This window comes from Candidatus Brocadiaceae bacterium (assembly GCA_012728835.1).
Lineage (GTDB): Bacteria > Planctomycetota > Brocadiia > SM23-32 > SM23-32 > JAAYEJ01.
On record JAAYEJ010000057.1, the window covers coordinates 1 to 18,355 of the forward strand.

The 18,355-nt window shown below is 70.1% G+C and carries 12 protein-coding genes; 9 read left to right on the forward strand and 3 right to left on the reverse strand.

From position 1 onward, the window contains the following. Positions 1 to 25 precede the first annotated feature (25 nt). On the forward strand, positions 26 to 1,582 hold the full coding sequence (locus tag GXY85_08615) for a hypothetical protein (protein ID NLW50885.1): 1,557 nt from the start codon (positions 26 to 28) through the stop codon (positions 1,580 to 1,582). Between the two features lie 23 nt (positions 1,583 to 1,605). Here the strand turns inward: GXY85_08615 and GXY85_08620 are convergent, their stop codons facing one another. Then, complete coding sequence (locus tag GXY85_08620) at positions 1,606 to 3,177, reverse strand: hypothetical protein (protein ID NLW50886.1); 1,572 nt, start codon at positions 3,175 to 3,177, stop codon at positions 1,606 to 1,608. Positions 3,178 to 3,446: 269 nt separating this feature from the next. Between GXY85_08620 and GXY85_08625 the strand changes: the two genes are divergently transcribed. From GXY85_08625 to GXY85_08650, 6 genes are all read left to right on the forward strand, one after another. Next, positions 3,447 to 4,298, forward strand: a complete 852-nt coding sequence (locus tag GXY85_08625) for a hypothetical protein (protein NLW50887.1) — start codon at positions 3,447 to 3,449, stop codon at positions 4,296 to 4,298. Positions 4,299 to 4,513: 215 nt separating this feature from the next. Then, a complete protein-coding gene (locus GXY85_08630; protein NLW50888.1) occupies positions 4,514 to 5,860 on the forward strand; it encodes a sulfatase in 1,347 nt (448 codons plus the stop codon). A gap of 123 nt (positions 5,861 to 5,983) precedes the next feature. Next, a complete protein-coding gene (locus GXY85_08635; protein ID NLW50889.1) occupies positions 5,984 to 7,036 on the forward strand; it encodes a Gfo/Idh/MocA family oxidoreductase in 1,053 nt (350 codons plus the stop codon). Between the two features lie 1,361 nt (positions 7,037 to 8,397). Continuing rightward, on the forward strand, positions 8,398 to 9,861 hold the full coding sequence (locus tag GXY85_08640) for a dipeptidase (protein ID NLW50890.1): 1,464 nt from the start codon (positions 8,398 to 8,400) through the stop codon (positions 9,859 to 9,861). Positions 9,862 to 9,878: 17 nt separating this feature from the next. Further along, positions 9,879 to 11,069: a Zn-dependent exopeptidase M28 gene (locus GXY85_08645; GenBank protein NLW50891.1), complete on the forward strand. Its 1,191-nt coding sequence runs from the start codon at positions 9,879 to 9,881 to the stop codon at positions 11,067 to 11,069. Positions 11,070 to 11,212: 143 nt separating this feature from the next. Then, the gene (locus GXY85_08650) at positions 11,213 to 12,217 is read left to right on the forward strand and encodes a GDSL family lipase (GenBank protein ID NLW50892.1); all 1,005 of its coding nucleotides are present in this window, start codon (positions 11,213 to 11,215) and stop codon (positions 12,215 to 12,217) included. Positions 12,218 to 12,317: 100 nt separating this feature from the next. Here GXY85_08650 and GXY85_08655 read toward each other — a convergent pair whose 3' ends face one another. Then, positions 12,318 to 14,237, reverse strand: coding sequence for a hypothetical protein (locus tag GXY85_08655; protein NLW50893.1), 1,920 nt, complete (start codon positions 14,235 to 14,237; stop codon positions 12,318 to 12,320). 141 nt (positions 14,238 to 14,378) lie between these two features. Further along, positions 14,379 to 15,290 carry a helix-turn-helix transcriptional regulator gene (locus GXY85_08660; protein ID NLW50894.1) on the reverse strand — a complete coding sequence of 304 codons (912 nt, stop codon included), beginning with the start codon at positions 15,288 to 15,290 and terminating at the stop codon, positions 14,379 to 14,381. 180 nt (positions 15,291 to 15,470) lie between these two features. On the opposite strand from GXY85_08660, the gene GXY85_08665 reads away from it, so the two are divergent. After that, positions 15,471 to 16,844 (forward strand): aminotransferase class V-fold PLP-dependent enzyme, encoded by a 1,374-nt coding sequence (locus GXY85_08665; protein ID NLW50895.1) that lies wholly within the window; start codon positions 15,471 to 15,473, stop codon positions 16,842 to 16,844. 49 nt (positions 16,845 to 16,893) lie between these two features. Then, positions 16,894 to 18,355, forward strand: a 1,462-nt coding sequence (locus GXY85_08670) for an amidohydrolase family protein (protein ID NLW50896.1), incomplete at its 3' end; no start/stop codon positions are given.

Genomic DNA, 18,355 nt, shown 5'->3' on the forward strand with positions numbered 1-18,355 from the left:
AACTGACCGAACCGGGGGTGCCCTGATGCGCATCGCCATCGCCCCCTTCTTCCTGCAGAGCCTGCGCAGCGATGCCCGTTCGGGCAAGACCTACCTCGTGCGCGCCGTCATGGCGGCGTTCCTGCTGCTGATGCTCGTCTCCGTTCATGAGCGATGGCAGTACGTCGCCGCGCCGGGGCTGGACCTGTTCTCGAGCATCGTCTGGACGACGGCGTTCATCACCTGCCTGGCGGGCCCGTTCTACTTCGCCTCGGTGATCACGGAGGAGAAGGAGAACAAGACGATCGGCCTGCTGAAGATGACGGCGCTCCGGCCGGCGTGGATCCTGATGGGCAAGTCCACCAGCCAGATGATCGCCGCCGGCATGCTGCTGCTGACCCAGGTGCCGCTCGTCCTCCTGTCCGTCACGCTGGGCGGCGTCTCGCTGCGGCAGATCGCGGCGGCCTACTGCGCGCTGGCCGCCCATCTGGTCCTGGTGGCCAACCTGGGCATGCTCTTCTCGACCCTCGGGCGCACGCTCAAGCGCGCCGTCACGGGAACCAGCGTCTGCCTGCTCGGTTTCTTCCTTCTCGTCCCCCTCGGGCAGCACATGCTCGGGAATCTGGTAGGCAGGGGCAGTCTGAGCGCCAGCGGCCTCGTCTACCGGACGCTGGAGCCCCTCCTGCGGTGGGCAAACGACTCCTCCGTCTTCACGCGGGGCCGGGAGGTGCTCTCGACGGGTTTCAGCGGTTCGCCCATCGGATTCCAGGTGCTGACGAACCTGGGCGCAGGGGGCGTGTTCTTCCTGCTGGCGTGGGCCGTCTTCGACCGATGCACGCGCGACCACCAGGCGGGCACCCCGGGACGGGGCCTGCTGTTCATGCGCACGTCGCGCCTGCGCGGCTTCGGCGCCGGCCGGGCCTGGCGCAGCGCGCTCGTCTGGAAGGACTACCACTTCCTCGTCGGCGGCAAGGGCTTCGCCCTGGTCAAGTTCCTCCTGCTGGGCGCCCTGCTGGGCGGCATCTACCTCCTCCAGCGCCTCTCCGGCTACCCGCCCAACGCCGAGGAGTTCGGCGACATGACCTTGGGCATCATGATCGCGATCATCGCCCTGCAACTGGTCGCCTTCCATGAGCGCATCCTGGGCAGCGAGCGCCGGTGGCACACGCTCCCGAACCTGCTCATGCTCCCCTGCTCGGCCTGGGGGCTCGTCTGGCGCAAGCTGCTCGGGTGCCTGTTGGGCCTGCTGCCCGACCTGCTCTGGTTCGGCTTCGGCGCGCGGCTGCACTTCGACGGGCTGGTTGATCTGCTGGAGGAGGTCCTGAGCGAACCGGGGGCGTGGTACGCCCTCGGCGCCTACGCCGTGCTGCTCCAGCTCGCCCTCTACCTGCCGCTGCGCGTGCGCCGGGGCGCCCTGCTGCTCGCATTCGTCCTGTGGATCGCGGGCCTTCACGCAGGGGCCGCGATCGTTATGTCACTGACAGGGGGATACGGCAGCGAAGACACGTTCCTCGGCCTGCTCGCCGCGTTGGTGTTCGCGCTGGCCGTCTTCCTGCACTGGCGCACGATGCGACGCCTCGTCCGCCAGGGTGGTGCGGAGTAGACGCCGAACCGAACCGGCCGGGGTCATCTGCTGAGCCGGTGGAGGTCGTCGTCGCTGAAGCCCAGGCCCCGAAGCCGCTCTTCCGTGAAACCGAAGGCCTCCAGTTTCTGCAGGCTGAGCAACCCCGCGGCAAGCACCTCCTCGCGGAACGTCGCCCTGCGTGCGCCCCGCCGCTCGGGATCGAGCAGGCGGAAGGGGATGTCGTGGGGCTGCTCCACGCAATCGGAGAAGTCCTGGGCCTCTTCCCAGCTGATGCCGCCCTGGTCGGCCCCGTCGAGGCCCACACTGTAGATGGTCAGGCCCGCGTCGGCGCGCGCCCACCGCAGCGGCCCGCCCGTGAAGGGATCGGAGGGCAGCTCGTCCAGGATCCCCGGGACGAGCTGCCCCGGCGAGTCCGGCCAGCGCCCGTGCGCCATGCGCCACTGTTCGGCCGCCAGCGCCACGCGCGCCACACGCAGATGCGCGATCAGCTTCGCCTCCTCCTCGCCCACCATGGTGAGTGCGGGCAAAACCCTCCCGGTCAGTGGGTAACGCCACGCGCCCGCCTCCGTGAGCGCCGTTTCGACCTCCGAACCTACCCGCCTGCCTCCCTCCACCCGTTCCTCCAGGGGCAGACGGCAGACGTCGATCTGCGCATCCATCAGACGGTGGAAGAAGAGCGCGTCCTTGATCCGCCAGATCGGCGCGAGGGCGTAGATGAGGATCACGATGTCCTCTTTGGTGTCCCATCTGTCGACGAACTCCATGAACAGCAGATCCGCAAGGTCGCTGCCGGAGGCCTCGACGAGGCTGTGGTGGCCCATTGCCCGCGCGGCGATGAGAACCGTTTCCAGCCGGCTCTCGCCCTCGATCGCCCGGAGTGCCTCTCGCAGCGTCGTCAGGCTCTCTGCCGGCACCTCGCAGAGCGCCAGGCTGTGTTCGAGGCCGCCCAGCGCGATCCAGCACGCGGCGACACCGACGAGCCATTCGCTCTCGAAGGGCCACTCGCCGACCGACCGCGGGATCACCAGCCCGTCCGCCGTGTATTCGGCCGCTGCGCGGCCGTCGCCGTTCTCTGCGCACAGGACGGCGGCACGTCTGCTGAGCCGCGCGGCCTGGCGCAGCCCGGGGAGGTACCGCATCTCAATGGCCCACGGCGAGCCCGAGGCGTCGACGGGGTAGGCGCCAACGGGCAGGGCGGCGGCCCGGCGGATCATCGCGAGCGCGCCGGCGCGCGCCTCGACGTGCTCGCGCATCATCTGACGTCTTTCGTCCGACCAGCGCACGCCGAGTTCGTTCGGCGGGTCAAACTCGTCGATCACGCCGGGCCGCTCGCCCTCGCCGGAGCCGACGGACTCCAGCTCCCACAGCGCGTCCAGGATCGCGTCGGCCGAGCACTCGGGGGGAGCGGCCTGCCAACGCCTGTCCAGGAACTCATCGAACGTCACCGGCTGCCCCTTCGCACGGTTGGCGGCGATCCGGGCGTCGAGCCTCCGGTGCAACGCCGCATCCCAGGCCCAGAGGCCGGCGATGAGCGCCATCAGCAGCGCCACGCAGACCGCCAGGACGACCCAGCAACCCGACCGCCGCCTCGGCTCCTGCCTGTCGACGTCCATCCCGTGTCCCCTCTTCCTCGGTGCATGAGAAGCGCCGCCGGCGCCCGGGCCGCCGGCTCCCAACAGCAGATACGCACCATCATGTGGATTATAATGAGAAGGCGAAGCCCCCGCACCCCCGAAATGCGCAGCGATGGGAGGCACGCCCGCCGGATACGTGGCCGGCGGGCAAACGACTTGCGTTCCATATGCCGGACCCGTTCTAATGTCGTCATCGAGCGCCGGCCGGCCGAGGCGCGCCCGTGACACTGGCAGGAGGAGGATGGACGATGGGTGCTGCGGATCAGGAAGAGGGTGGGATGGTTGAGCCGCAGGAGGAGCAGGGCCTGAAGAGGGAACGAGAGGTCGTTCAGACGCCGGTCGTGGGCTGCATCGACTGGACGCTGGACCGACTGCGCTTCTTCCAGAGCCACGAGGGGCTCTTCGAGCGCATCCGAACGTTGCTCGTGACGGTGGGCCTCTGGGCCAGCCTGGGTGTCGGCGCCCTGGCGCTCCTGTTCGGCATCGTGGAAGCCTTCCGGTGGAAGAGCTTCTACCCGGTGTGGATGGGTCTGGGCGGGGTGCTGGCCATGGTCGTCGTTCACTACTGTGCGGCCAGGTTCGTCGGGGCGGGCCGTCGCATCATCGCCGAGCAGCCGCAGCGCATGTCCTCCGGGGCGGTGCTGGACTGCCTGGGGTTGCTGGCCGTTCTGCTGGCCATCACGGGCGTCATCGCCGGGGTGACCGGAGGCGGCTGGCTGCCGGTGATCATCGCGTGCGCACTGGCCGTCGTAGCCCTGTTCTGCCTCAACCCCAGGGAGATGGTCAACACCGAGATCGTGGCGGAGAACGTGTCGGCCGGCGAGACCGGCCTCTCGATCCTCACGTTTGGGATCCGCTGCGTGCTCGCCGCCGCGCCCCTGCTGTTCGGGATCGGCCTGGCCGTCTGCGCCGTGTGGGGGGTGGTGGGCATGATCAGCGCGTGGGCGGGCAAAGGTTTCGGCCTGGCGGAGGCCCTCGCCGGGGCCGTCGTGCTCGCGCTGCTGCCCCTGATCACGTACGTGTTCTACCTGTTCTACATGATGGCGGTCGACTTCTACCTGGCCGTCCTGCGCACGGCGGAGAACACCCGGCGGGACTGATTCCGGCCGCGGCCCGGGTCGCCGACGCGGGCCGAGATGCGTCGCCGGCGTGTTCGGAAGGACCGCGGCGGCATCGCATGGGGCGGAGTGCCCGGAGACGTGCGGGCACTCCGCCCCCGTCTTTCGGCGGCCGTGCATTCGACGGGACGGCGGGGGGTTCGATACCATGCGGGTGTACGGCTGTCCCGCTTCCGGTTGCCAGACACAGGTGCCCCATGGCCGATGCGAAGCCGAACGTCCTGTTCATCCCGATTGACGACCTGCGTCCACAGCTCGGGTGCTACGGTCGCCTGCAGATGGTGACCCCGCACATCGACGCGCTGGCCGGGGAGGGCACGCTCTTCGAACGCGCCTACTGCCAGGTGCCCGTCTGCGGCGCGACCCGTGCGAGCCTGCTGACGGGCGTGCGCCCCACTCGGGACCGGTTCGTCACGTTCTCCACCTGGGCGGACGAGGATCTGCCCGGCGCGCTGACGCTGCCCGAGCACTTCCGCACGCACGGCTACGCGACCCTCTCGGCGGGCAAGGTCTTCCATCACCCCCCGGACTGCGCCGAGCGCAGTTGGAGTGAGGCGCCGTGGTACTTCCATGGCCCCGGCGAGGACTGGCGGAACTACCTCCTGCCAAAGAGCCTCCAGGCCGGCCCGCGCGGCCCGGGTGCCCCGTTCGAATGCGCCGACGTGCCCGACAACGCCTACTTCGACGGCCGCACGGCCGACCAGGCGATCCGGCAGTTGCGGCGGCTGAAGGACGGCGGCCAACCGTGGTTTCTGGCCTGCGGCTTTGTCAAACCGCACCTGCCCTTCAACGCCCCGAAGCGCTACTGGGACCTCTACCGGCGCGAAGACGTGGACCTGGCCGACAACCCGTTCCCGCCGGAGGACGCGCCCGGCGAGGCCCTGCACGACTGGGGGGAGTTGCGCAAGTACCTGGGCATACCGGCCGAAGGTCCGCTCTCGGACGACATGGCCCGGGGCATGGTCCACGGCTACTACGCGGCCACGAGCTATGCCGACGCGCAGGTCGGGAGCGTCCTGGCCGAGCTGGACCGGCTCGGCCTGTCCGAGAGCACGATCGTCGTCGTCTGGGGCGACCACGGCTGGCAGCTGGGCGAACACGGCCTCTGGTGCAAGCACTGCAACTTCAACACATCCCTGAACGCCCCTCTGATCGTGCGCGCGCCCGGCATGCGCCGGGGCGGCCGCTGCACAGCCCTGACGGAGTTCCTGGACGTCTACCCCACTCTCTGCGAACTCGCCGACCTTCCGCTGCCGGACCACCTGGACGGCTCGTCCTTCGCGTCCTTCCTGGATTCGCCGCAGCAGCCGGGGAAGGAAGCGGTCTACAGCCGCTACAACGCCGGCGATTCGGTGCGGACCGACACGCACCTCTACACCGAATGGACGGACGACGAAGGCCGGGTGGCCGCGCGCATGCTGTACGACCACAACGTCGACCCCGACGAGAACCGCAACCTGGCCGCGCGGCCGGAGAACGCGGCGCTGGTCGCTCAACTGGCGGCCATGCTCGAACGGATCCGCCAGGACGCCCGCTCCTCGTAGCGCTCGCGCCACCTCAGGCACCGGCGCCGGGGAGTCGTGCCCGCCGTCCTTGCGAAGAACCGGGCGCCGCCGTATGATGCCGCGACGGGGCGGTATCCTGCGAAACCCGAAGGGAGTCTGACAGTGGACAAGGTCAAACTGGGCGTGATCGGCTGCGGCGTCATGGGCGTTCGGCATCTGGCGGCTGCGGCAAGGTCGGAGCACGCAGTGCCGTTCGCGGCGGCCGACCTCATGAGGGAACGCGCCGAGGCCGCCGTCAAGGAGCACGGCGCCGAGCGCGTCTACACCGACGGGCGCGATCTGATCGCCGACGAGGATGTTGACGCCGTCGTGTTCGCCGCGCCGGCCGCCCATCGGGACGCCCTGGTGATCGAGGCGCTCAAGGCCGGCAAGCACGTGCTGATCGAGAAGCCCGTGGCGATGAACGCGGACGTCGTCCGGCGGATGATCGAAGCGCGCGGCGACAGGGTGGCCGCCTGCTGCTCGTGCCGGTTCCACGCCTACGCATCCGCCCGCGCGGCGGCCGCTTTCGTGTCCACCGGCGCCCTGGGCGACCTGCGGGTCATCCACTGCCGCGCCTTCACGCCCGCCCGCGGCACGCCGAAGAAGATGCCGCCCGTCTGGCGCCTCGTCAAGGCCCTCAACGGCGGCGGCATCATGGCCAACTGGGGCTGCTACGACCTGGACTACCTGCTCGGCGTCTGCGGGTGGAAGCTCGAACCGCGGCTCTGCCTCGCGCAGACCTGGCAGGTGCCGCCGGCCTCGCGGCCGAATGTTGCCGAGGGGTCCGACGCCGAGACGCATGCCGTGGCCCTTGTGCTCTGCGAGGGCGGCACGGTCATCAGCTTCGAGCGCGGCGAGTACATGCCGCACCCGGATTCCGCCGTCTGGGAGGTCGTCGGCACGGACGGCTCGATCGCCCTGCACATGCTCTACAAGGACGAGAAGGTCATCCGCCACGACGCCGCGACGCCCGAGACGGGCCTCGTGAGCCAGGACATCTGGAGTGGCACGGAGACCTGGGCGGAGATGCAGGGCTTCGAGACGCTCGACTTCGCCGAGGCGATCGTGACGGGCCGCGCGCCGCAGACGACGCTCGAAAAGGCGCTCATCGTCCAGCGCATCACGGACGCCATCTACAGGTCCGCGGATACCGGCAAGGCCGTCGAGGTCTGACGTCTGTCTTGCTATGGAGCAACGATCAACGCGCCCCAGGAGAAGTCCGCTTCCTCGTTGCTGCGCGGCCGTGGCGTGAGCGCGTCTTTCAGCCGCAGCCCGACTTTCACCGCCCGTTGAAACAGGGCGACAGAGTGAGAAACAGGCTCGGGACCGGCAGGAATCCTCTCGGGGGGAGTCTCGGAGAGTGCTGATCTCGCACTGCTGCCGGCGGACGCCATTCGCGGCCGCTCAATAGTCCGTCACAAGCAGCCGTTGAAAGCCCGCGTCGGGCGGGCGTATCATGGCGCGCCTGTCGCCTCCGGCGCCCGCCGGGGAGGCTATCTTATCGCAGAGGATGCCATGCTGAACCCCAGGATCGAGACATCGCGCCAGGCCGCCCTGGACCTTCTGAAGCCATCGAAGAAGGACCTCGAGCACGGCCTGGAGCTTCATGCGGACTCACTGGTCATCGAGTCGTACGGCCTGGCGCCCCGCGCCGCCATGGACGGCGATGCGCTCCGGGCCGAGATCGAGGACGGCGCTCCGGCCGCCGAAGTGCGCGAGATGATGGAGCAGCAGTACATGACCCGCATGGTGACCGACGCGCACGAGCGCGCCGAGTATGCTGAGACGTGGGAGGCGGCGGGCGTAACGTGCATGCTGGCCGCCGCGGGCGAGGAGTGCCAGTCCGCGCTGCGCATCCTCCGGCGCCTCGCCCACTACACCTTTGCCGCCGACATGAGCGACGTGATCGACCGGGCCGTTACGCCGGACGACATCGTGGCCGCGAAGGAGAAAGGCCGCCCGTGCCTCTACCTGACGGCCAACGGCGTGCCGCTCACCGAGAGATGGGAGTCCGTCGAGGAGGAACTGACCTACATCCGCATCTTCTTCGAACTCGGCGTGCGCATGATGCACCTGACCTACCAGCGGCGCAACATGATCGGCGACGGCGCGGGCGAGCCGAGCAACGCCGGCCTGAGCGACTTCGGCCGGGCCGTCGTCGCGGAGATGAACCGCGTCGGCGTCATCGTCGACGTCGCGCATTCCGGCTGGCAGACGGCCCTGGAGGCCGCCCGAGCCAGCAAAAAGCCGATGGTGGCCAGCCACACGAGCTGCGCCGCGCTCTTTCCGCACATCCGCTCGAAGCCGGACGAGGTCATCCGCGCCATCTGCGACACCGGGGGCTACATCGGCATCGTGGCCGTGCCCGGCTTCCTCGGAGGCAGCGACGACCTCAACGCGATGCTCGACCACATCGATTACGTCGTCAGGACCTTCGGCGCCGAACACTGCGCGATCGGCATGGACTTCTGCGCCACCGCATCGACGTACCACTCGGAGCTGAAGAAGATGGGCAGGCTCCGGGAGCGCCGCCGATGGCGCTGGCTCTGGCAGCCCGGCCCGACGGGCAGCCCACCGGACCACGAGATGCCCGGCATGGCAAGCTGCTACTGGACGAACTGGCCCTACATCACCGTCGGACTCGTCCAGCGCGGCCACTCCGACGACGACATCCGCAAGATCATCGGCGGCAACGTGCTGCGCGTCGCGCGGGCCGTCTTCCCGAGCGATCGGATCGTCAAAGCCAACGGAAGAGCGGGCGAGCGATGCTGAACCCCAAGATCGAGAAGGCCCGACAGGCGGCGCTGGATGTTCTGAAGCCCTCGGCAAAGGACCTGGAGCACGGCCTGGCGCTGCACGGCGAGTCGCTCGTGATCGAGTCCTACGGCCTGCCGCCGCGGGCCGCCCCGGACGCCGATGCGCTCAACGCGCTCGTCGAGGCCGGAGCGTCGCCGGGTGAGGTCAGCGCCGAAATGACGGACATGATCCTGACGCGCATGGTCACGGACGCCCGCCAGCGGGCGGAATACGCCGAGGCGTGGGAGGCGGCCGGCGTCACCTGCATGCTCACCATGGCCGGACAGGAGTGCCAGTCGCCGCTGCGCCTGCTCCACTGCCTGGCCCACATGACCTTCGCCGCCGACACGAGCGGCGTCGTGGAGCGCGCGCCGAGACCCGAGGACATCCTCGCCGCTCACCGGGACGGCCGCCGGTGCTTCTACATGACGGCCAACGGCGTGCCGCTCACGCAGCGCTGGGAATCGGTCGAGGAGGAACTGACCTACATCCGCGTCTTCTTCGAACTCGGCGTGCGCATGATGCACCTGACCTACCAGCGGCGCAACATGATCGGCGACGGCGCCGGCGAACCGAGCAACGGAGGCCTGAGCGACTTCGGCCGGGCCGTCGTCGCGGAGATGAACCGCGTCGGCGTCATCGTCGACGTCGCACACTCCGGCTGGCAGACGGCCCTGGAGGCCGCGCGGGCCAGCGAGAAGCCCATGGTGGCCAGCCACACGAGTTGCGCCGCGCTCTTTCCCCACGTGCGCGCCAAGCCGGACGAGGTCATCCGCGCCATCTGCGACACGGGCGGCTACATCGGCATCTACGCCGTACCCGGCTTCCTCGGCGGCAGCGACGACCTTGCCGCCATGCTCGACCACATCGACTACGCGGTCAAGACTTTCGGAGCGGACCACGTCGCCATCGGCATGGACTGCTGCGCCACCGCGTCGGACTACCACACGGAGCTCCGGAAGATCGCCTCGCCGAAGTCACGCCGGGGCTGGCGCTCCCTCTGGCAGGCCGGCCCGACGGGCAGCGCGCCGTCGCACGACCTGCCGGGCAACGCAGGCTGCCAGTGGACCAACTGGCCGTACATCACCGTCGGGCTGGTCCAGCGCGGCCATTCCGACGACGACATCCGCAAGATCATCGGCGGCAACGTGCTGCGCGTCGCGCGGGCCGTCTTCCCGAGCGACCGGATCGTCAAGGCGTAGATTGCTGGAGGCGTGCTATGCAGGTGGACAGAGAGCGGCTCTGGGAGCATGAGAAGGTCCTGTGTGTGGAGATCGGCCCCCGATTGAGCGGCACGCCCGCCGACGAGCGGACGGTCGAGTACATCGCCGCGCACTTCAAGCGGTGCGGGGCCGAAGTGGAGGTTCAGGATTACGATTGCCCGGGTTGGGAGCACGAGGGCACGGAGTTGACGCTGCTGGCCGAGGGCGGGCCGCAGGCTCTCCCGGCGTTTGCGCAGACGTTCTCGGAAGCGTGCGACGTCGAGGCCGAACTGGCCGTCGTCGGCACCCGCCACGAGTTGGAGTTCCGCCCCGACCTCGAAGGCAAGGTCATCGTGCTCGAAGGCGAGGTGGGCGGCCCGCAGGCGGCGAACCGCAACTCGACGCTCCTCGCCGTCGAGGAGCGCAAGCCGCTCGCCATCATCGTCGTCGACCAGATCGACGACGTCTCGACCAAGCTGCTGCGCGACCCGTTCCTGCGCGTGCCCGGCGCCGCCGTGGGGCCGTCGGTCGGCGCCGTACTCAAGCGGAACGCGGGCCGCCTCGCGCGGCTGCGCATCCGGGCGCGCCGCTACGATTCGACCAGCCACAACGTGATCGGCCACCTGCCGGGCTCCGAGCCGGGCCGCATCGTCATCGGCGCGCACTACGACACGGCGGCCGAGTCGCCCGGCGCCGGCGACGACGGCGGCGGCACGGCGGCCGTCCTGGAGCTTTGCGAAGTCTTCTCCGGCGCGCGGGAACGCCGCCTGGGCATCGACTTCATCGCGTTCGGCGCGGAGGAGTACGGGCGCCACCTGCGCGCGCTCGGCAGCGTGGAGTACGTCCGCCGCCACTGGGCCGAGGTGCTGCAGACGCAGGCGATGCTCCAGGCCGACGGCATCGGCATCGCCGGCGCCGGCATCAGCGCGCACGTCATGGGCTGGCACCCGGCGCAGGCAGAGCAGATCCTGCGCATTCTGGCCCAGATCCCCGACTGCGCAGCCGACCAGAAGCCGGAGACGGGCTCCGACCACGTGCCGTTCTACCTGCACAACGTCCCGGCCATCCTCTTCGGCTGCGTCCGGCGCGGGCTGCCCATCCACTCGGCGGCCGACACGATCGACAAGATGGGCCGCGACGACCTGGCCGCCGCGGCGCAGGCCATCGGCGCCGTCGCCGAGCACCTGACCCGCACGCTGCGAGACTGAATGGAATGGACTCCACCGCGGAGGACGCAGAGGCCTGCCCGCCGGGGTGGGACGCAGAGAATGGAGTGCCCCGCGCCGTTTCTGGGCCTGTGCGTCCTCTGCGGTGATCTTGGGTTCGTCCTGACTGAAGAGGAAGGAAGACGATGAACGCCGTCCCGATCACGTCGGAATACGTCGCTGGCGCCGTCTCGCTCGAACAGGGCGACGGCTGGATCAGGCCCTGGCGGCTCGTCCACGCGGAAAAGGAACTCTTCTACCCCGAGGACGGGCTGACGTTCAACGCCGGCAAGACGCCGGGCGTGCGCGTGCGCTTCAAGACGAGCGCCCCCGCCGTGACGCTGCACGTCGAGCCGGGCGAGGGCGTGCGCCCCTTCGACCTGACCCACGGTGCCGACCTGCTCCAGACCGTCCGCCTGCCCGCCGGGCAGGGGGCCGTCGAGTTCACGGGCCTGGGCAATCGGCCCCGCGCCTTCGAGATATGGCTGCCGCAGGACCACCCCGTCGCGCTGCGCAGCATCGGCGTGCCGGACGGCAAGACGATCCAGCCGGCGGCGGCCGACCGGCGCCCGCGCTGGATCGCGTACGGAAGCTCCATCACGCAGTGCGCCGGCGCGCACAGCCCGTCCCGCACCTGGCCGGCCACGACGGCGCGGCTGCTCGGCCTCAATCTCACCTCGCTCGGTTACGGCGGGCAGTGCCACTGCGATCCCATCGTGGCGATGATGATGCGCGACCTGCCGGCCGACGTCATCACGATGAAGCTGGGCATCAACATCATGGGCGCCAGCTCGCTCGCCGTGCGTTCCTACCAGCCGGCCGTGATCGGCACGGTGCGCACCGTGCGGCAGAAGCACCCGACGACGCCCATCGGCATCATCACCAGCATCATCTCGCCGCCGCGCGAGACGAAGCCGAACTCCGTCGGCATGACGCTCACGCTCTTCCGCGAGCACACGACGGAGGCGGTGCGCCGGCTGCGCGACTGCGGCGACGAGCACGTGCACCTCTTCAGCGGGCTGGACCTCTTCGGAGAAGGCGACCTGTCGCACCTGCCGGACGCCCTGCACCCGGACGGCGATGGCTACGAGCTGATGGGCCGGCGTGCGGCGGAGACGTTCCTGCCGGCGCTCCTCGCCGACCGGCCGTAGCGGCCGGCGGCTTCAGGCGGAGACCGATGCCGATGGCGAGGCCCCGAGGACGGGGCTCAACGAGCCCGCAGGCAACGCCCCCCCGGGGTGCGCGGGCGGTTCAGAAAGCGGGCGTGGCACCCTGTGTGAGGATGCGCAGGGCCGAGGAAAGGCCGTCGACGGTCGCCTCGCCCAGGATCACGGCGATGAAGAAGTAGCGTGCCGAACGCAGGGTGCGCCCGCCGGTGAACTTCATGATGGACACCTTGGTGACCCAGCCGAGGAAGAACGGCAGCCAGAGCCGGTGGGCGTTCCAACTGCTGCAGGTCAGCAGGCCCAGCCCATGGATGGGCCACCAGTAGAAGCGTGCCCGCAGGAACATCAGCACGCTCATGGCGCCCGCGCCGATGGCCAGCGGGCCCCAGTAGAGCTTGTCGTACTGCCCCGCGCCCCGGATGATGTTCTCGGCGGCGGCGAAACGCCACTGCGGCTCGCGCACCGCCGCCCACGAATCGACCATGTTCAGCCCGCCCATCGAGTAGGCCGTGCTCAGCAGCCCGTAGGTCGAGCAGGCCATCGCCACCAGGAACGCCAGCACCAGGGCCGGCAGGAGCAGACGACGCCGGTTCTTCGGGAAGACCTCCGCGATCCGGAACGCGTTGATGGCCATCGGCGCCAGGTAGCCGGAACTGCCGGAGACGAAGAGCGTGTCCTGCAGCGACGTGATCACCGCACCCGGGGCCGTCATCCCATACCCGCCGCTCAGGCCGTGGACCATGCGGGGGAGCTGCCAGATGGTGCGCCCGCTGTAGAGGCCGGCCTGCGCCACCATGCGGGCGTACACGATGCACCAGCACATGATCATCGAGAGGCTCAGGGCCGTCCACAGCCAGCTCATGCCCAGCCACAGGTACCACGCCACGCACCCGGCCAGGGACAGAATCAGTCCCCATGCCCCCAGGCGGTAGGACACGGGCTCCTCGCAGTCGTCGGCACTGCGTATCCCGAACGCCTTCAGGAAGACGGCCGCCAGATGCCGCCGGGCCATGACCAGCAGGCCGACGGTGAACGCAATGTAGGCGCCGGCCTGCTGCCAGCCCATCAGGTTCCCATAGGTCCCCCCGTATCCGGACAGCCGCAGCCAACTGACCGCCTGAAGCTCCCACCGAGCCACCCAGAAGAAGAACCACACGCTGAGCGACACGTCGGCCGGCACCAGGAACGCGAACCCCACCGCCTGGGGCCAGAACTCGAAGTTGTCGAAGCTCATGGCCGCCAGCGGGGTCAGGGAGAAGACGTCCTTCATCGGGACCGCGAGGGGCATCGCCCGATCGGCCCCGAAGAACAGCGGCAGGGCGCGCAGGAAGCGAAGCCCCAGAGTCAGGACCAGGCCGAGGAGGAAGCCCTTCTGACGGAACAGGTTCGGCAGCCATCCGCCCGTCGCGCTCCCCTCCGTGAACTCGAGGGGAACGCGTGCGAGGGGAAACATCAGGCGCTCCGACTCCGTCCACTGGCGCCGCAGCACGCCCATGGCGAAGAACACCGCCAGCGCCATCAGCAGGAAGAAGGACGACCAGGCCGCCAGCGGCCTCGCCCAGAACTGCCAGGGCACCCGGCCGCCGCTGCCCTCGTAGTACTGGCGGGCGGCGACCGACCGCGGATCGTTGCTGATCACCAGAGGGGCCGGCGCGTGCGTCAGAGCGCCCTCATCCTCCCAGGCGATGTCCGCCCGGCGCGCCATGTACGGACCGCAGGCCACCATGGAGTAGACGAACCGGCCGTGCGCGTCCGGAAAGGTCAGGCCGACGGTCACCATGCACCAGATCAGCATGAGTTCGGCTTGGCTGAGCATCCAGCGGCGCCGGAGCAGGCGGATGAGGCCGTTCACCGCCAGAGTGAAGACGACGAGCACCAGGACGGCGCCCGTGGCGAAGGCCGAGCCCGTGAACCCTCCCCAGCCGCGCCCGTGGGCGGACATGGACTCCACGTAGGACAGCAGCCCCGCCATGCTGAGACCGAGCAGAAACGCACGTAGCGTCAACCCTCACCCTCCCTCCGGCAGGGGATCCCGCGGTGCAACGCCAGGCGGCGCCGAGGCGTCGGCGAGTATATGCGCCGCCCGCACGCGGTGTCAAACCCGTCCGCCACGGACCGGACGGCCGCGGCGTCCCTGCACAACCGCTCAGGGCGTCGGGCGGCCGAACTCGCGGCGGAACCGGCTCGGCGGAACGCCGCAGAGCTTCCGGAACGTCTTCGAGAAGTGAAAGGCGTCGTAGAAGCCCGTCCGTCGGGCCACGGCGTCCATCTTGAGGCCCCGCAGGAGCAGGCCCCGCGCCACCTCGATGCGCAGTTCCGTCAGGGCGGCCATGGGCGGCCGGCCGGCCTCCCGCGCGTAGCGGTGCGAGAGCGCCGATACGCTCATGGACAGGTGGCTCGCGACGTCGGCCAGCCGGATCGGCCGGCTCAGGTGCGCGCGGAAGTAGTCCTGCACGTCGCGGACCAGAGGCGTCGGTGTGCCGGCCGGCGGGTCGGCCGGCGGCAGCAGATCGGGTTCGCCGTCGCGGCGCACGACGCCCCGCAGCAGGTCGAAGACGGCCGCCAGGGCCGCCTGCGCCCGCCAGAAGCCCGCCTCGCCCAGGTCCTGCCCCGCCCGCGCAATCTCATACATGGGTGCGTCGAGGCGCCCGGTGGGGTCGTGCACGCAGGCGGCCGCCTCCCTCCCGCCGATCAGGGCGCGCAACCCGGCCGCCTGGCCGCCCTCGAAGATCACCCAGGCTTCCTCCGTCGCGTGCGCGGCGCCCGATGGGGCCTCCCAGTACGGCGTCCGGGGAGGGTACAGGTACACCGTCCCCCGCAGGCGGCGCCGCCATGGGGCACCATCCGCCCCGACGCGGACGAGGCCGCAGTCGGAGCGCGCGCAGTCGAGGACCCAGAAGTCATGCACGATGCGGCCGGAGGCGGGGCGCGGCGGCTGCCGGCAGTAGGCGGCCGAGACCACGCGCGGCACGACCCCGGCGGGGGGGTCCGCCCACGAGTAGCCGGTCCATTGCTCGCCGATGACGTTCAGCGCCCATCCCTCCCGGTCGGTGTGCATGATTATACATGACAAAGGCGGCTCCGTCCATTCTCAGGCCGCCAGGGGGATGCTATAAAGAGAGTGATGGAAGGAGAGAGCGGGGGGACGCCTGCCGCCGGTCCGCAGTGCCCCTGAGTCCCCCCGCATCCTCCGTCGCGCCCGAACCCTTCTACGAACACCCGGCATGGGAGACGCATGATGCACAAGCTGGCGATTGAAGGCGGACCGAAGGCATTTGAGCGGATGCAGGGCCGAGCGGAACCGAAGATCGGCGTGGACGAGTTCATGGCCGTGGCGGCGCGCTTCGGCTTCGACTCGGGCACGCTCGACCGGATCCGGGCGGCCATCTCCAATGAGGCCCTTCGCGAGGGCGGCGCCAGCCTGATGCGCAGCTACTGCCCGCACACCGACCTGCTGGCCGGCCCCCGCTTCGAGGAACTGGCCCGCGAGACGTTCGGCGTGCCGTATGCACGCGGCGTCAGCTCCGGCACGGGCGCGTTGCACGCGGCGTTCGTCGCCGTGGGGGTGGGGCCGGGCACGGAGGTCGTGGTGCCCGCCGTGGGCTTCATGGCCACGGCGGCGGCCGTCCTGATGGCCGGCGGCGTGCCCGTGTTCAGCGACGTCGACGAGTCGCTGCAGATGGACCCGGCGAAGATCGAGAAGGCCATCACGCCCCGCACGGTGGCCCTGGCGCCGACCCATCACTGGGGCGGGGTGGCCGACATGGACGGCGTGATGGCCGTCGCGCGTGCGCACGGCCTGAAGGTGGTCGAGGACTGCGCGCAGTCCCCGGGCGCGCGCTTCCGTGGCCGCCTGGTGGGCACGATCGGCGACGTCGGCTGCTTCAGCATCTCGGGCTACAAGATCATCGGCGGCGGCGAGGGCGGCCTGATCATCACCTCCGACGAGCGCCTCTACGAGCGCGCCTGCCAGCTCTCGGAGTGCGGCGGCCTCTGGCGCGAGAGCCGCTTCGCGCCCCCGCGCTACGAGGGCGAGCTGTTCTTCGGCACCAACTACCGCATGTCCGAACTCGAGGCGGCCGTCGACGTGGTCCAGCTCGGCAAGCTCGCCGACGTCGTCCGGCGCTACCACGACGTCAAGTACCGCGTGCTGCCGCTCCTGAAGACCTTCCGCGAGATCGTCCCGCAGAAGGTGAACGATCCCGCAGGCGAGGTCGGCTACGTCCTGCGTTTCTACCCGGAAACGGATGAACTGGGCGCGAAGATCATCGCCGCCCTGCGCGCAGAGGGCGTCGGGTGCAGCTTCCGGGGTGCCGCCGCCGGGCCGGACTGGCACCAGTATGCCGACATGTTCCCCATCACGACGAAGACGCCGCCTTCGGCCGACGCCTCGCCGTTTACGGACCCGCGCTACCTCGAGCGGGGCGGGCAGGTGGAGTACAGGCGTGGCGACTGCCCCGTGGCCGATGACCTCCACAACCGCAACGTCATCGTGCCGCTGGACCAGTGGTACTCGCCGGAGGACTGCCGGAACGTCGCCGAGGCGATCAACAAGGTGCTCTCCGCCTACTGCACGCCGGACCCCGACGCCGCCCCCTGGCCGACCGAGTAGACGCCGCCGGGGCTGCGGCAGGCGCACAGACCGGGAGGACGACGCGACCATGGCGCGCTGGGAGTTCTTCGACGCCCGCTGCACCGTCGGCAGGCATTGCCGCCTCCAGGCCGGCGGCCCGCACTCGGCCGACGACCTGCTGGCCGAGATGGACCACTACGACGTCTGCGAGGCGCTCGTCGTCGACAGCCTGAGCCGTGAGAACCACCCGTTCGACGGCAACCGCCGCGTCCTGGAGGCCACGGCGGGGCACCCGCGGCTGCATCCCGCCTGGGCCGCGCTGCCGCCGGGCACGGACGAGCAGCCCGAACCGGACGAGTTCGTCCGGCAGATGCGTGCGAACCGCGTGGGCGCCCTGTTCCTGTTCACCGGCCAGTACCGCATCGACCTGTCCGACTGGTCCCTGGATGCCCTGCTGGAGCCGCTGGCGGACGCCGGGGTGCCCGTTTTCCTCGTGCCGGACGCCATCGGGCCGGGCGCCCGGACCATGGACCTCACCGACTACGCCGCCGTCGTGGCCCTCTGCCGCCGCCGGCCCGCGCTGCCCGTCGTCATCAGCGAGTTCCGCATCCGGCACAGCCAGCGGACGCTGTACCGTGCGCTGGACGCCTGCCCGAACCTGCACGTCGAGCTGAGCGGCTACTGGCTCTACCGCGGCATCGAGTACATCACCCGCCGATGGGGCAGCGAGCGCCTGCTGTTCGGCTCGAACTGGCCGACCTTCGGCCCCCACATGACGGTGGCCGCGCTTGCGTGCGCCGAGATCGACGATGCCGACAAGCGGCGGATCGCGGGCGACAACCTCCGGCGCCTGATCGCCTGGTGCGAGCCGGAGCATCCCCGGGTGGCCCCGACGCCGCCCGCCGACGAATACGCGCAGTTCGGCCGCACGGGCGAACGCCCGCAGGACATGCCCTTCGACGACTGCCACGGCCACCTGGGCGGCCGGCATTTCGCCTACCACATCCCCGATTGCGACCTGGACTCCACCGTGCGGGAAATGGATCGCCTGGGCGAGCGCCGAGCCTGTGCCTTCTGCTTCACCGGCGTCACCGGCGACGAGCGCTTCGGCAACGACCTGGTCGCCGACGCCGTCCGGCGCCATCCGGACCGTTTCATCGGCTTCACGATGCTGAGCCCGCACCGCGGCGAGGAGGACATGCGCCGGGAGCTGCTGCGTTGCGCCGACCTGGGCCTGCGGGGCGTCAAGCTGATCCCCTACTACCAGGGCTACCCCGCCGACGGCCCGCTGCTCGAGGTCGCCTGCCGGTGGGCCCACGAACGCCGGCAGATCATCCTGAACCACCACTGGGGACCCGTCGAGCACCTGGAGCGGCTCCTGGCGGCCCATCCGGACGCCTGCTTCGTCAATGGGCACACCACGCTGGCCTACGCCGGGCTGATGGAGCGCTACCCGAACCTGTACATCTGCTCCTGCCCGCTGCTGGGGCCGCGGGAGTGCGAGGAGGTGGTGGCGCGGATCGGTGCGGACCGGCTGCTGTTCGGCAGCG

Bases quoted from the DNA above. Each gene is read 5' to 3' on its own strand.
- GXY85_08615 (NLW50885.1), top strand. From the start codon at position 26: ATGCGCATCGCCATCGCCCCCTTCTTCCTGCAGAGCCTGCGCAGCGAT.
- GXY85_08620 (NLW50886.1), bottom strand. From the start codon at position 3,177: ATGGACGTCGACAGGCAGGAGCCGAGGCGGCGGTCGGGTTGCTGGGTC.
- GXY85_08625 (NLW50887.1), top strand. From the start codon at position 3,447: ATGGGTGCTGCGGATCAGGAAGAGGGTGGGATGGTTGAGCCGCAGGAG.
- GXY85_08630 (NLW50888.1), top strand. From the start codon at position 4,514: ATGGCCGATGCGAAGCCGAACGTCCTGTTCATCCCGATTGACGACCTG.
- GXY85_08640 (NLW50890.1), top strand. From the start codon at position 8,398: ATGGCGCTGGCTCTGGCAGCCCGGCCCGACGGGCAGCCCACCGGACCA.
- GXY85_08645 (NLW50891.1), top strand. From the start codon at position 9,879: ATGCAGGTGGACAGAGAGCGGCTCTGGGAGCATGAGAAGGTCCTGTGT.
- GXY85_08650 (NLW50892.1), top strand. From the start codon at position 11,213: ATGAACGCCGTCCCGATCACGTCGGAATACGTCGCTGGCGCCGTCTCG.
- GXY85_08660 (NLW50894.1), bottom strand. From the start codon at position 15,290: ATGCACACCGACCGGGAGGGATGGGCGCTGAACGTCATCGGCGAGCAA.
- GXY85_08665 (NLW50895.1), top strand. From the start codon at position 15,471: ATGCACAAGCTGGCGATTGAAGGCGGACCGAAGGCATTTGAGCGGATG.